Source organism: Turicibacter sanguinis (assembly GCF_013046825.1).
GTDB lineage: Bacteria > Bacillota_I > Bacilli_A > MOL361 > Turicibacteraceae > Turicibacter > Turicibacter sanguinis.
Map to the genome: position 1 here is coordinate 217,501 of NZ_CP053187.1, position 14,322 is coordinate 231,822.

Genomic DNA, 14,322 nt, shown 5'->3' on the forward strand with positions numbered 1-14,322 from the left:
CAATGACCCTCCACGGTTAAGCCGTGGGCTTTCACATCAGACTTAATCAACCACCTGCGCGCTCTTTACGCCCAATAATTCCGGATAACGCTCGCCACCTACGTATTACCGCGGCTGCTGGCACGTAGTTAGCCGTGGCTTTCTCATAAGGTACCGTCACACTCTAGCCATTTCCTACTAGAGCCATTCTTCCCTTATAACAGAATTTTACAACCCGAAGGCCTTCATCATTCACGCGGCGTTGCTCGGTCAGGCTTTCGCCCATTGCCGAAGATTCCCTACTGCTGCCTCCCGTAGGAGTCTGGGCCGTGTCTCAGTCCCAGTGTGGCCGTTCACCCTCTCAGGTCGGCTACGCATCGTCGCCTTGGTAGGCCTTTACCCTACCAACTAGCTAATGCGCCGCAGGCTCATCCATCAGTGGTGCCGAAGCACCTTTAAACTTTCGTCCTATCCGGTATTAGCGATCGTTTCCAATCGTTGTCCCCGTCTGATGGGCAGATAACCTACGTGTTACTCACCCGTTCGCCGCTCACCACCGAAGTGGTTCGCTCGACTTGCATGTATTAGGCACGCCGCCAGCGTTCATCCTGAGCCAGGATCAAACTCTCCATAATAGTTTGTTTATATCCTAAGCTTCTTTTAAGAAACTTATTTTCTTAAAGTAATGTTTGTTGACGTTCTGTTTAGTTTTCAAAGAACTTCTTTGTCACTTGTTTTAGCGACTTAATTATCTTATCATGTTTAACTCTTTCTGTCAAACACTTTTTTGAAGTTTTTTTCGAATTCTTTCGATTTCAAGTTGTCATCCCTGACGACTTCTTAATATTAACATATCTGTCGAAACATGTCAAATACATTTTTGTTTTTTTTTATTTATTCTATTACAAATAAAAAAAGACTTGGTTTAACCAAATCTTTAATAAATCTATTCACTACTCAACAATCATATTAGGATTATCAATATAATATAATATTCCTTCATAAATGGAATAGGCAATTTGATCTTGATAACTTTCAGTATTCAGCAAATCCGCCTCTTCAGGATTAGAAAGGAACCCAATCTCTACTAATGCAGTAGGAATATTTGAGTTTTTTAAAATAAATAAACTCGAAATTGATTTTGGTTCACGAGTCGTTGTTCCTTCTAAATTAGACTTCATACTCATCATAATGGCAGTTGCCAATTTTTTATTTTCAACCTTTTTCGGATCATAAAAGGTTTGAGCCCCAGTCCACTTACTATTTGTAATAGCATTAGCATGAATTGAAATAGCAATGGCATTTGAATTTTCATTCATAATTTGAACTCTTTTATTCAAATCTTGTTGCTTACGCTTCTTAGCATCGGTAGCAGCCAAATCATAATCTCCATCTCTGGTTAGAATAACATTAAATCCTTGCAATTTCAAATAGTCTTCGACCTTTTTTGTAACAGATAGTACAATTTCTTTTTCAACTATACCGCTAGCAGACAATGCTCCTCCATCTTTCCCACCATGTCCCGCATCCAAAATAATGGTTAGTTTCCCTTCACTTCCTCCATCAATATCACTATTATACTTCCCCATTATGACTGGAATAAAACTTAGAAATAAAACTAGTATAAAGAGCATTAGTAAAATACTTTTCTTCATCCTCATCACCTTTACTATTTTTTTAAAATTCTATGAGGACTTTTTTTAAAATATAATACAAAGATCAAATTTAGCTGTTTATTCCTATTTTTTGATAACACTTGGAATTCCAACTGAAGTCGAATAAGGTGGTACATCTTTTAACACAACAGCATTCGCTCCTATAATACATCCTTCTCCTAATGTAATATCACCTAAAATTTTAGCACCTGCCCCAATTGTTACACCATCTTCAACCGTTGGATGCCTTTTTCCATTAATCCCTCCTCGTCCGACTCCTCCTAATGTTACTCCATGATACATTGTCACGTCATTTCCAATTATACTTGTAGCTCCAATTACCACGCCCGTTCCATGATCAATAAACAATCTTTTTCCAATTATTGCAGCTGGATGAATCTCAATGTTTATCGTACATCTTACACAAAACATAATCCATTCCGCTACTAATTTAAAGTGATGCGTATATATGAAATGAGCAATTCGATACCAAAAAACTGCATGAACACCCGGATAAGTCAAAATAATTTGCAAAATGTTTCTTGCCGCTGGATCTCGCTTCTTAATTGACTGAAAATACTCCCTCATACTTTCTATCCCTCCTATGCTTAAGAAGATACCATAATCTATTATTATCTTATGCCTAAAATAAAAATACGTTCTGTTCTAATCTGGATAACAAACGTTATATTATTTTATAATCTTTATATAAAAAGAAATAAGCTAATTTAGATTACGTCCCTTTAAAGATAATTCTCTTTTCAGTTTTCAAAATGATGATGTTTAAAAATAAACTATGAAAAATAGGTGTACGAATTACTTAAAACCTCAAAGTTTCAAAATAAATTTCACTCATAGATATCTGCTTATTTGGAAAGGTCACCTTCTCAATTCCTATTTTAAACTTTCTCTAAATGTTCAGATATTTTACATACAATAATCAATAATAAAAAAATGATACAAACGGTATTATTCACATAAATAATGTCGTTTGTATCACTGTTTTATAGCTTCTATTTTTTACGATTTGATAGTTCAATAATTTGTTGATATTGTTGTTCTACTTGTTGCTTTAACTTTTGATTATCTTTTATTAACTTTTCAGTCACTTCATTTAATTTTTCAATCTCATGATTTTGTTGTTCTATCATTTGCTTCACTTGTTCACGATGATCTGAATCTACTAAAGCAGCTAACGCTTCTTTTAAATTATCCGCTCTCTGATTTTCTAGATACCAAACAACGTCTTTCGCACGCACTCTATAAATGTCTGGAAGAACTGTTTTTTCATCTAATAAAACTTCAAGTTGTTGGATTTTTAGTTCTAACTGTTTCATTTCTTGTTTGATATGTTTTGCGATTAATGAATCAGAAATGTGAAGATATTCCGTACTCGTTTTAACTTCCGCTATAACCTCATCTAAAGTCGATAATGGTTTTGGTTTTTTGGCTTTCAAATAATATTTGATAATTTGATCATAAATTAGGTATACCAGTATAGGAACAGTAATCCAAAATAACATGACGTACATTAATTTTACATCTTGCATAATAAATAAATATCCCAACAAGATGCAAATAATTAAATCAATCAAAATTACAATCCCTTTTAAATGTTTCATACGATCAATTAAATCATCATAGGTTTGATGTGCTTGATATAATTCACTTTTCGTATAGTTTTCTTTAACAGTTTTCAAATATTCTTGTTCTGTTGATTGGATAGTGGATTCAAGTGAAACCCTTTTTTTCTCGATTTCATCTTTGATAATCTCTATTTCGCTCATAATTTCATCAGTTAACCATAAATTCGAAATTAACTCATCTTTTGTTAATGTTGTTGGATCTACCATGTATATCTCTCCCTTCTCTAAAAAAATCGACAAAATACGCTATTGTTGGAATTATAACAATGTTTGAATTAGAATTCAACATTTGAAAACCTAACTTATTCATCCTCATTTTACGCTTTTATTTATAATATGGTTTTTTCTTATAATTTATAAACAGACGTTTTACATTATATCAAAACCATTACTAACCTAGCTACTAAATCCCAATTTTGGTTATTTCATCACTTCAATATCTAGAGTGACTATAAAAAATTTCTGCGTACGCCTTTCATTTGCGAATTAGTGGCTTTGCATCACTTATGAGGTAATCCAATAAAACTTTCTACTTATAGGAGCTTATAAAGACAAAAAAAACTTAGGGATAACATGACCCCTAAGTTTGAAAGTTTGATTATTTTAAACGAGCTTCTAACTGAGCTTTTAATTCTTCGTTACCTGGTTTTCCGAGTAAAGCAAACATATTTTTCTTGTACGCTTCTACTCCTGGTTGATCAAATGGATTAACACCTAAGATATATCCACTCATTGCACAAGCTTTTTCAAAGAAGTAAACTAAGTATCCAAAACTATATGCTGATAATTCAGGAACATCAACAATTAAATTTGGAACTCCACCATCAACATGAGCTAATAATGTTCCTTGGAATGCTTTTTTATTAACGAAGTCGATTGTTTTTCCTGATAAATAGTTTAATCCATCTAAATCTGTTTCTTCAGCTTCAAGTGTTACTTCAAATTTCGGCTTAGCAACATTGATAACTGTTTCAAAGATATCGCGACGTCCTTCTTGAATATATTGTCCCATTGAATGTAAATCTGTTGAGAATGACGCTGCAGCAGGGAAAATACCTTTTTGATCTTTACCTTCAGATTCTCCGAATAATTGTTTCCACCATTCATTGAAGTATAATAATGATGGTTCATAGTTAATTAACATCTCAATTGTTTTACCTTTTGAGTATAATGCATTACGAATAACAGCATATTGATATGCTTCATTTTCAGCTAAATTTGGATTAGCATATTCAACACGCGCATCATTTGCTCCACGCATCATTTCTTCAATGTTAACACCACTTACAGCAATTGGTAATAAACCTACAGCTGTTAAAACTGAGAAACGTCCACCAACATTATCTGGAACGATGAATGACTCATATCCTTCGCTCGTCGCTAAAGTTTTTAAAGCACCTTTAGCTGCATCAGTTGTTGCGTAAATACGCTTATTTGCTTCTTCACGTCCAACTTTTTCAATTAATAATTTTTTAAATACGCGGAAAGCGATAGCAGGTTCAGTTGTTGTACCAGATTTAGAAATAACATTAATTGAGAAAGTTTTATCTTGTAAGTAATCCACTAACTCTTGAACATACGTTGAAGAAATATGATGTCCAACAAAAATGATTTGTGGAGCTTTACGTTCTTCTTTATTTTGTAAATTATAGAAATGGTTGTTTAATGCTTCAATTGCAGCGCGCGCTCCAAGGTAAGATCCACCGATTCCGATAACTAATAAAACATCTGAATCAGATTGAATTTTAGCTGCTGCTTGTTGAATACGAGCAAACTCATCTTTATCATAATTTTCAGGTAAGTCAACCCATCCTAAAAAATCATTTCCTGCACCTGTTTGTTCATGAATACGATTGTGTAATACTTGTACTAATTCTTTTGCATATTCTAATTCATGTGATGCAACGAATGAAGATGCATTTTCATAGTTAAATGATAAGAATTTTCCCATTGTGCTAATCCTCCTTGTTAACCCTTGCAATTTTCTCGAGTGAATCTCGAATCCAAATGGGTAATTGTTGTGCTAGTGGTGCAAATCCATTTGATGTCTCAAAGTCAGATGCCTTCATACGATTATACCGGTAATTATTATTAGCAACACCTCTTAAACTTAATCGTGCTTGTAAAGATTCAGAATTAAATTTAAGAACTTTTACATCAATAAATTCCCCAATATGAACAAAATCACGAATATCTTTAACATATCCGTCCGACAACTCCGAGATATGAATTAAACCATTACAATCTTCACTCAATTGAACGAACGCTCCATAAGGCTGGATACCTGTAACTTTTCCTCGTACGATACTCCCTTCCTTGATTTTCATCATTTACACCTCAGTTCATACATACCCTTACATTATATCATAAACTTTTTTCCAGAAAATCGCTTTGTGAAATTTTTTAAATGAAAAGGACAAAAAAATATTCAATAAAATTAAAAATCTCTACTAACCCATGACAACATTCAAAAAATCTTATATATTGATAATAATTTGAATGATTATTAATTTTTTGTCTATCACCCCTATCATCTAATTAAATAAAAAAAACGTCCAATCGGACGTTTTTTTTATTTAACAAGAGCTGAGCTATGTTTATGACGATGAACTTTTTCTGGATAAGCATATTGGATAGCAGCATTAATAGCAACTACCATTTCGCCAAATCCAGTGGTAATCATTTTAATTTTTCCATCGAACGTACAAGCATCTCCCGCTGCATAAATTCCTGAAACACTTGTCTGCTGACGATGATTAACACATAAAGCATTTTTATCAAGTTCTAAATCCCAATCTTTAATTGGTCCAAGTGACGAAATAAATCCAAATAAAACAATGACTTCATTTGCATTTACTTTTTCTGTTGCATTTGTTGTCAAGTTTGTTAACTCAACAGCAGTTACTTGATTATTTTCACCTAGTAAACTTTTTGCAACATATGGCGTTAAAATCTCAACCGTAGATGATTTTAATCGATCAACACTAGCAGCATGGGCTCTAAAATCATCACGACGGTGTACAATTTTTACTGTTTTTGCAACACCCTCAAGCATTAAGGCCCAATCTACTGCCGAATCGCCACCACCAAAAATGATGACATCTTTCCCTTTAAAACGATCCATACTTGAAACAAAATAATGAATATTATTAAAATCATCTGCATTTGGTACATCTAATTGACGTGGTGTAAAGGCTCCGTTTCCAGCTGTGATAATCACAGAGCGTGAATAATGGCACTCTTGATTCGTACAAATTTTAAATGTTCCATCTTCTAATTTTTCAACTGTTTCTACTGTCGTGTTTGTTACAATATCAATTTTATCTTGGTATTGATTCATCTGAGTTAATAATTGTTCTACCATTTCTCCTGCTTTAATTTTAGGATGACCTGGTAAATCATAGATGTATTTTTCAGGATATAATGCCGCTAATTGCCCCCCAAGCTCAGGAAGTGCATCTATAATTTTAATGCTCATTCCATGCATCCCAGCATAAAAGGCTCCATAAATTCCAACCGGTCCTCCACCGATAATTGTTAAATCAAAAATTTGTTCTGCCATCTGATTCACCTCTCTTTTAAAATCGTACTTAAATTATAACTAAAAGTTGTGTCACAAACAACTTTTATACAAATTATTTTATTAAATAATACCTATCATCATAGCGTATACAAAAGCAATAAAAATCCCAAATAATGTTCCCGCAAATGTTTCAAGAGGCTCATGTCCCAGTAACTCTTTGAATCTTTTTTGGTAACTTGGATTTTGAAAAATTGAAAAATCACCATTTTTCATTAAATCATCTAATAACTGATTTAACATAGCAGCATGTTGACCCGCATGGCGACGAATTCCCATGGCATCAAAAATAACCACAGCTGCAAAACAAAATGAGATAGCAAATGTTGTGGAATGTATACCGTCTGTCACTCCAACTGCCGTTGCTAAGGCAGACACAAATGCTGAATGTGAACTTGGCATACCACCTGTTGAGATTAATAAGCGTGGACTCCATTCTTTTTTCGTAAGAACACGAATTGGTACTTTGACGATTTGTGCCAATAAATTAGCTAATATGGCTGCTTCGAGTGCATAATTGAACCACACAATAATCTCTCCCCTCTAAATCAATTGATTATTCAACTTCAGCTTTTCCTACCCGACGATGCGCGATACGACTAGCCGCTGCCGCTGCAATCGCTCCTATTAAATCATCCATAAATGTTTGACAACATCCTTCACCTTTTCCCTTAGCATCAATTTCTCCTAAAATACCTGGTTTTAATTTATCAATATATCCATAATTAGTAAAACCAATTGAACCATAGACATTTAAAATAGAGAAGGCTAAAATTTCATCAATTCCGTACAAGGAGTAATCTGTATCAACCATTTCTTGTAGCGGTCCTTCTAATAATTTCATCTCTGCTAATTCATCTAGACGAATTCCTGTTAAAACAGCGTTTTGAACTTCACGTTTTCCTAAAACAGCCTTAACATTTTCAAGACATTCTTCTAATGTTAATTCTTTACAGTAAGAGACTTGTAAAAAGTGTGTAAGCTCTGCAATTTGTTCTAATGTAACGCCTCTATCTTTAATTCTTTGAATAGTTAAATCTGTTAATTGTTTTTGATCCATTTTATTTTCATCCCTTCAATTATCATATTTATATATCACACTAGCATAGATATAGATTAGATACCTATCTTAAAATTAGAGGATGATTCGAATGAAGGAGCTAATTAATTGGTACTATCAACTCCATATCGATCATTTAGAACAGTTGAATGATATCTATTATACAAACTTTGGTGACCGATATATATATATTATATCAGTTGGAAAAGAGAAGAATACAGTTTTTTTCCATCTTCTACAACTTTTACAATATAGTTCAACTCAACGTGTGCTACTCTCTAAAGAAAATACAACGACTGTTCTATTTGAAAATCAGCATTACTATGTCTTAGAATCTATGACACCCTTACATGAATATGTCGATATTAAAACATTGAATATTCCTGTCATTTATCCTAAACCCTATCCATTAGCGAGCGAATTAAAGCAAAGGTGGTTAGCCAAAACACAACTTCATGAAGAACAACTAAATGTTTTAATTGATCAGCTACCACCTGAGAATCGCTCTTTATTTTTTGATTTAGCTACGTATTATATTCATTTAAATGAGCAAGCTTATACTTTTATAAATGAAATCGCAACAACAGAATATTTGGTTTCGCTTTGCCATATGCGTCTCACACCGACAACCTATAAATATGAATTTTTTTCTCCACAGTTAGTGACACTTGATAATAAGGCAAGATGCTATTGCGAATATATTCGTCATCTTTACTTAATGAATCTCGATTTGAATCAAGTTCGTACCTTTGTTCAAATTATAAATCAGGTTAATCCATTGACTAAAGAAGAATGGCAACTTCTTTATGCACGGCTTTATTTTCCGACTCAGTTTTATGACGCCCTGTATAACCTAAGAGCCGATGAAGAAATTGATGTTCCGGCCTTATATGAGCAAGCCATGCAATATAGTAAACTTCTCTATCAACTTCCTTATGAGGTTTACCAAAGTACACTCATCGAACTAAGGGTACCAGAATGGGTGCAACGTGAAGCAAAATATTCAAATTAATGTAAAAAAGAGGCCCCTATTGAATAAGAATAATAGAGGACCTCTTTTTTATATTGAATTAAAATTCATCTACATTTTCAACGCCGATAACACCAGGAACTTCTTCTAATAAAATTTGCTCAATTCCATCTTTTAATGTTGAATCCATTGAAGCACATCCAACACATGCTCCTAGCATTCGAACATAAACGATTCCATCTTCAAATTTAATGTATTCAACATCGCCACCATCACGTTGTAAATAGGGTCTTAACTTTTCAAGAATCTCAACGATTTGTTTTTCTGTTTCGTTCACTGCTATCACCTCATTATGAATTAGTTAAATTATAAAACGGGTAAGTGAAAAAGTAAACAGATATACTTAAGGAGGAATCAATTTGGCTACCTTTTTTTTTACTAAGCTATCTACACTAGGTAATAACTACCTCATTATCAACCTGCTAGAACAACCTAAAAGTAATATGGACTGGTCACAATTAGCACTTAAAATAACGGATGCAAGTACCGGAATTTTATCGGACGGTATCATCATTTTAACCCCCTCTGATATAGCAGATGTAAAAATGATGATTTATAATAAAGATGGATCTAGAGCTAAAACATGCGGAAATGGATTACGGCTCATAGGTCGATATTTAATGGAAATTGACCGTTTTAATCAAGATCAAATCTTAGTCGAAACAGATGCTAATATTTCCACGTTAACACATGATAAAGATGTCATCACAGTAGACTTAGGACTTGCACATATGTTAACTGAACCTTATGAACCACTGAGCCTTAAAAGTGATGTCACAAAGTATTGTAAAGAAATTGAAACATCATTCGGCATTTGGATGGTGGATATGATTTCGATGGGAAATCCTCATTTTATTATATACACGGATGAAGATCATCATACCTTTTACGAGGAAATGGGGCGCTTATCAAAGCGTTACGATGTCAATGTTGGAATGTTAACTGTCATAAATGATCACGAATTAAAATTAACAACTTATGAGCGTGGAGCTGGTTTTACAGGCGCGTGTGGAACGAATACGGCTGCTGCGGTTGCGAGTGCCGTTGTTAGACGACAAGTGCTTCCTAATGAAATCATCAAGGTGTACTTACCTGGTGGAATTTTAGAAGTTAAGTGGGATTTAAACGATCATCTTTTGGCATCAGGAAAAACAACGAAGGTCTGCTGTGGAACTTATTTTGATGAAGACTAAAAAAAAGGCCCTTGGGCCTTTTTTTAAATATTAAATTCTGATAGGTCTTTTAAAATATGGGTTGGCTTAGCGTCGTAACTCATGACTTCTTCACGAAGTGAAACGCCCCCTTCAATATAGATGGTTGGAATATTAGCATTAATTCCAGCTAAAATGTCTGTAAAATAGTTATCACCAATCATGGCCACTTCTTGCCTTGGAACCTTAATCATCTCAAGGGCTTTTTCCATGATGATACGCTCTGGCTTCCCAATAAAAATAGGATCAACACCCGTAGAAACGGTAATAACAGATGTTAAGGCACCATTACCTGGCATCAATCCACGCTCAGTTGGAATGGCAACATCGCCATTCGTTGAAATGAAGGTTGCCCCTTGTCGAATTCCAAGACAAGCTAATCCATACTTTTCATAGTTAATGTCACGATCAAGTCCAATAACAACATAGTCTGGTTGCTCAGATGTTAACGTCAGTCCTTTTTCAAGCAAAGCTGTTTCAAGACCAATTTCACCAATCATATAAACCTTGGCATTTGGATTTTGCTCATAAATATATTGAGCCGTTGCCATAGATGGTGTGTAAATCTGCTCTTTTGTGACAGGATAACCATGTTTTTGTAAGACGTCTGCCACCATGTCTGGTGTTTTAGAACTGTTATTTGTTAAAAATAAATACGGAATTTGCTTTTCATGAAGTTTTTTTACAAATTGTAACGTTTCGTTTATGACCTCACATCCTCGGTAAGCTGTTCCATCTAAGTCGATTAAATATCCTTTATACATGCTATCTTCCTCGTTGTCTATCTCATTTATTATTCAGTTGCAGTTTCAGGTTGAACGGTGATTTTTTCTAATACATAATAGGGGCATCCATAAACGCAATATTCTGTTAAATATTCTGGAATCGTGATACATTTTAATTCCAGTGGAACATTTTTGCGCTCGTTATAATAGAAGCCTTTTAAACGTAATTGGCCTCCTGAAAAATCCCCCACAATTACATCGTATTTTTCTAAAATTTCAGTTAATTTTTGATAAAATAATTCTTCTTCAAATTCCACTAGATGGGATTTCACTAATTTATAACGATATCGGCTCACTTTTTTCACCTCACTACCTCCTAGTCTATTAATAGTTATTTTATCATAAATCATGATTAAAGTTAATTTTTATGTCAGAAGCCGTATTTTTTCAGTTTAAAAATACGGCTTTTGTTAGGTTATTCTAATAAAAGGTTTTCCATTCCCTCTGCTACACTTTGTTCAGGTGATGGATTTGGTACTGGTGTTTGCGTATTTGAGTTGCTAGATGAAGTATCTGTACTACCCGAAATTGGATTCATTGGTGATGCCGAACTATTTCCAATGTAATAGTATTGTGGTGTTTGTCCCGTAATCATTTTTAATACCAGTGGACTTGAAACTGAGACAGTGACTTCATCCGATTTAAACGGTAATAAGACCTCTAATTTGACATCTACTTTTAATAAAATTTCAAGTAAGGCATTATTGATTCCGTATGGTTTAACTTCTGTTACAATGTCAGTTACAGTACTTCCATTTAGCTTAACACTCACCGGAAAACTTGGACCAATATCATGAAACAGCGACAAATTAAAGGCCGCCGCCCATGGAATATTAATCAAGACGCCATCTTCATAAGGTCCCCCATAGATAGCATCCAAACCAAGTTCAGTTAAGTCACCACTCTCCACGAGCAGTAATTTCTCTTCTATTTGCTGGGTAGTTGAAACGAGCAAGCGATTCAAAACAGGTGTATTGACGATGATGCTACTGACGAGTCCCTCATCATTTTCTTTAAATTTAATGACTTCATCTATTTTGAAGTTGACGAGTTCGCTTTGCGCAATGCCTTCCTTAATAATTAAGGTGGCGATATTTGTCGTTTGAGCCTTCGCATAAGTCATGACAACGGGATATAGATTCTGATACATAAAGGTTAAACTAACATAAATTCCCCATCCAACTAAAACCGCGATGCCTATTCTTCTCCATTTTTTTAGATTAATATAATATCGTTTTCTTCTTCGACGTCGCCTCATATTTTACTTCTTTTCCTCCCTTAGTTCATTGTGTCGTTAATTGTCACTTCCTGAATTTTATTGTTTCCAATTTAGAAAACCGGTTACACAGGTGAAACGTTTCAAAAACTCATTGAAATTCAATTGCTAAGGTGGCATAATGAAAACGTAGCCAATAAAATGGATGCGATTTAATAACTGAATTCAATGATTATTAAATATATATTCAATTGAGGGGATAACATTGAACAGTTTTATAATAAAAAGGAGTGAAATTTTAATGAACTATCATGCAATTTATCATCGACCAAAACAAAACTATGCTTACGCATACGATAAAAAGACCATTCACCTTCGTATTCGTACGGCTAAAGATGAAGTAGAACGCGCAGAGGTTATTTTCGGAGATCCTTATCACTGGGTTGCTGGTGGTGGTGGCGGAAACTTAAACGCTGAAGGTGCTAGTGGTTGGATGTCAAAAACCGTTGAAATGAAAAAAGAAGCATCAACTGAATTATTTGATTATTGGATTGCGGCTGTCAGCCCAGAGTTTAGACGTATGCGTTATGCTTTCGTTTTAGAGTCAGATAAAGAACAAATTTTATTTGGGGAAAAGAAAATTGTTAATTTAACTAATAAAGCAAAAGATTCAGATATGACTGAGGAAAAAACACACTTTGAAAACTTAGGAAACTTCTTCTGCTTCCCATTCTTAAATGGTATTGATGTTTTCAATGCTCCTGCTTGGGTAAAAGAAACCGTATGGTATCAAATCTTCCCTGAACGTTTTGCAAATGGAGATGCTTCAATTGATCCTAAAAATGTAGTCGAATGGGGATCTGTTGATCCAAAATACGATACGTTCTTTGGAGGCGATATTCAAGGAATTATCGATCACTTAGATCATATTGAGGATTTAGGAATTACAGGAATCTACTTCTGCCCGATTTTTAAATCACCATCAACTCACAAATATGATACGGAAGATTACTTTGAAATTGATCCTCAATTTGGAACAAAAGAATTATTCAAACAATTTGTTGAGTTAGCACATGCCCGTGGGATTCGTATTATGTTAGATGCTGTCTTCAATCACTGCGGTTGGAATTTCCCACAATGGCAAGATGTTGTGAAAAATGGTGAAAAATCAGAATACAAAGACTGGTTCCATATTCGTAAGTTCCCATTAATTGAAGAAGATTTTGATGAAATTTTACAACCTAATGGATTAAATTATGATGCTTTCGCATTTTGTGAGAATATGCCAAAGTTAAATACAGAAAATCCAGAAGTGTTAGATTATTTCTTAGAAGTTGGGCGTTATTGGGTTCGTGAATTTGACATTGATGGATGGCGTTTAGATGTGTCTAATGAAGTCGATCATGCATTCTGGCGTGAATTTAGAAAAGCGGTTCGTGAAATCAAGGATGATGTCTATATCTTAGGTGAGATTTGGCATGATTCTCAACCTTGGTTAAATGGTGATCAATTTGATGCCGTTATGAATTATCCATTAACAGACGCGATGCTCGAGTTTATTGCAAAAGATCGAATGAAGCCATCTGAGTTTAAAGTAGCGATTAATAAGATTTATACAGACTACGCTCACAATGTAAATGAAGTGGCTTTTAATTTACTAGATAGTCACGATACAACGCGTTTATTAACGACTTGCGAAGGTAATAAAGCAAAAGCGTTATTAGCTTATACCTTCCAAATGACACAAACCGGTTCACCTTGTATTTATTATGGTGGCGAAATTGGTTTAGATGGTGGAGCGGATCCACTATGCCGTCGTTGTATGATTTGGGATGAAGAAAAACAAGATCGTGAAATGTATGATTATTTAAAACAATTAATTCGCATTCGTAAAAACTATCCGGCGATGCGTTCTCATGAATTACAGTGGATTGAAACAAATGATAAAGAGAATGTGATCATCTTCAAAAAAGTTTTCAAAGACGAAGAAATCTATGTGATTTTAAATAATCAAGATGAGGCAAAATCAGTTAGTGTTCCAACTACGATGAATCAAATGTATCGTAACCTTATGACTGATGAGGAAATGATCATTAAAAATAGGGTAAAAATAGCACCTCTTTCTGCCCTATTATTAGTGCCAGTTAAATAGTAACTGGC

At 34.3% G+C, this 14,322-nt stretch carries 15 protein-coding genes and 1 rRNA gene (1 of these 16 only partly in view); 3 read left to right on the forward strand and 13 right to left on the reverse strand.

All coding sequences use genetic code 11. The annotated features are described in order from the left end of the window. The 9 genes from HLK68_RS01260 to HLK68_RS01300 all read right to left on the reverse strand — a co-directional run. A 16S ribosomal RNA gene (locus HLK68_RS01260) occupies positions 1–614 on the reverse strand; it reaches 902 nt to the left of the window's first position. A 318-nt stretch (positions 615–932) separates the two neighbouring features. Further along, complete coding sequence (locus HLK68_RS01265; protein ID WP_006784152.1) at positions 933–1,634, reverse strand: N-acetylmuramoyl-L-alanine amidase; 702 nt, start codon at positions 1,632–1,634, stop codon at positions 933–935. Between the two features lie 84 nt (positions 1,635–1,718). Further along, the gene (gene cysE / locus HLK68_RS01270) at positions 1,719–2,222 is read right to left on the reverse strand and encodes a serine O-acetyltransferase (protein ID WP_009606588.1); all 504 of its coding nucleotides are present in this window, start codon (positions 2,220–2,222) and stop codon (positions 1,719–1,721) included. Between the two features lie 425 nt (positions 2,223–2,647). Further along, positions 2,648–3,487: a hypothetical protein gene (locus tag HLK68_RS01275; RefSeq protein WP_055166494.1), complete on the reverse strand. Its 840-nt coding sequence runs from the start codon at positions 3,485–3,487 to the stop codon at positions 2,648–2,650. Positions 3,488–3,878: 391 nt separating this feature from the next. Beyond that, positions 3,879–5,231 carry a glucose-6-phosphate isomerase gene (locus HLK68_RS01280; RefSeq protein ID WP_006784149.1) on the reverse strand — a complete coding sequence of 451 codons (1,353 nt, stop codon included), beginning with the start codon at positions 5,229–5,231 and terminating at the stop codon, positions 3,879–3,881. Between the two features lie 4 nt (positions 5,232–5,235). Beyond that, entirely contained in the window at positions 5,236–5,607 is a 372-nt protein-coding gene (locus HLK68_RS01285; protein WP_006784148.1) for a CvfD/Ygs/GSP13 family RNA-binding post-transcriptional regulator, read from the reverse strand. A 245-nt stretch (positions 5,608–5,852) separates the two neighbouring features. Next, on the reverse strand, positions 5,853–6,842 hold the full coding sequence (locus HLK68_RS01290; RefSeq protein ID WP_006784147.1) for an NAD(P)/FAD-dependent oxidoreductase: 990 nt from the start codon (positions 6,840–6,842) through the stop codon (positions 5,853–5,855). 81 nt (positions 6,843–6,923) lie between these two features. Then, the gene (locus HLK68_RS01295; protein WP_006784146.1) at positions 6,924–7,388 is read right to left on the reverse strand and encodes a divergent PAP2 family protein; all 465 of its coding nucleotides are present in this window, start codon (positions 7,386–7,388) and stop codon (positions 6,924–6,926) included. 28 nt (positions 7,389–7,416) lie between these two features. Next, on the reverse strand, positions 7,417–7,920 hold the full coding sequence (locus HLK68_RS01300; RefSeq protein WP_006784145.1) for a phosphatidylglycerophosphatase A family protein: 504 nt from the start codon (positions 7,918–7,920) through the stop codon (positions 7,417–7,419). A gap of 91 nt (positions 7,921–8,011) precedes the next feature. Here HLK68_RS01300 and HLK68_RS01305 point away from each other — a divergent pair, with 91 nt between their 5' ends. Next, entirely contained in the window at positions 8,012–8,932 is a 921-nt protein-coding gene (locus HLK68_RS01305; RefSeq protein WP_006784144.1) for a hypothetical protein, read from the forward strand. A gap of 58 nt (positions 8,933–8,990) precedes the next feature. On the opposite strand, the gene HLK68_RS01310 is transcribed toward HLK68_RS01305, so the two are convergent. Next, the gene (locus HLK68_RS01310; RefSeq protein WP_006784143.1) at positions 8,991–9,227 is read right to left on the reverse strand and encodes a NifU family protein; all 237 of its coding nucleotides are present in this window, start codon (positions 9,225–9,227) and stop codon (positions 8,991–8,993) included. Between the two features lie 82 nt (positions 9,228–9,309). Between HLK68_RS01310 and dapF the strand changes: the two genes are divergently transcribed. After that, positions 9,310–10,143, forward strand: a complete 834-nt coding sequence (gene dapF, locus HLK68_RS01315) for a diaminopimelate epimerase (protein WP_006784142.1) — start codon at positions 9,310–9,312, stop codon at positions 10,141–10,143. A 23-nt stretch (positions 10,144–10,166) separates the two neighbouring features. On the opposite strand, the gene HLK68_RS01320 is transcribed toward dapF, so the two are convergent. The 3 genes from HLK68_RS01320 to yunB all read right to left on the reverse strand — a co-directional run bounded on the left by HLK68_RS01320 (position 10,167) and on the right by yunB (position 12,204). Continuing rightward, positions 10,167–10,925 carry a TIGR01457 family HAD-type hydrolase gene (locus HLK68_RS01320; RefSeq protein ID WP_006784141.1) on the reverse strand — a complete coding sequence of 253 codons (759 nt, stop codon included), beginning with the start codon at positions 10,923–10,925 and terminating at the stop codon, positions 10,167–10,169. A gap of 29 nt (positions 10,926–10,954) precedes the next feature. Next, on the reverse strand, positions 10,955–11,251 hold the full coding sequence (locus HLK68_RS01325) for a YutD family protein (RefSeq protein ID WP_006784140.1): 297 nt from the start codon (positions 11,249–11,251) through the stop codon (positions 10,955–10,957). Between the two features lie 110 nt (positions 11,252–11,361). Further along, positions 11,362–12,204, reverse strand: a complete 843-nt coding sequence (yunB, locus tag HLK68_RS01330) for a sporulation protein YunB (RefSeq protein WP_006784139.1) — start codon at positions 12,202–12,204, stop codon at positions 11,362–11,364. 259 nt (positions 12,205–12,463) lie between these two features. On the opposite strand from yunB, the gene HLK68_RS01335 reads away from it, so the two are divergent. Continuing rightward, positions 12,464–14,314: a glycoside hydrolase family 13 protein gene (locus HLK68_RS01335; RefSeq protein ID WP_006784138.1), complete on the forward strand. Its 1,851-nt coding sequence runs from the start codon at positions 12,464–12,466 to the stop codon at positions 14,312–14,314. Positions 14,315–14,322: the final 8 nt, after the last annotated feature.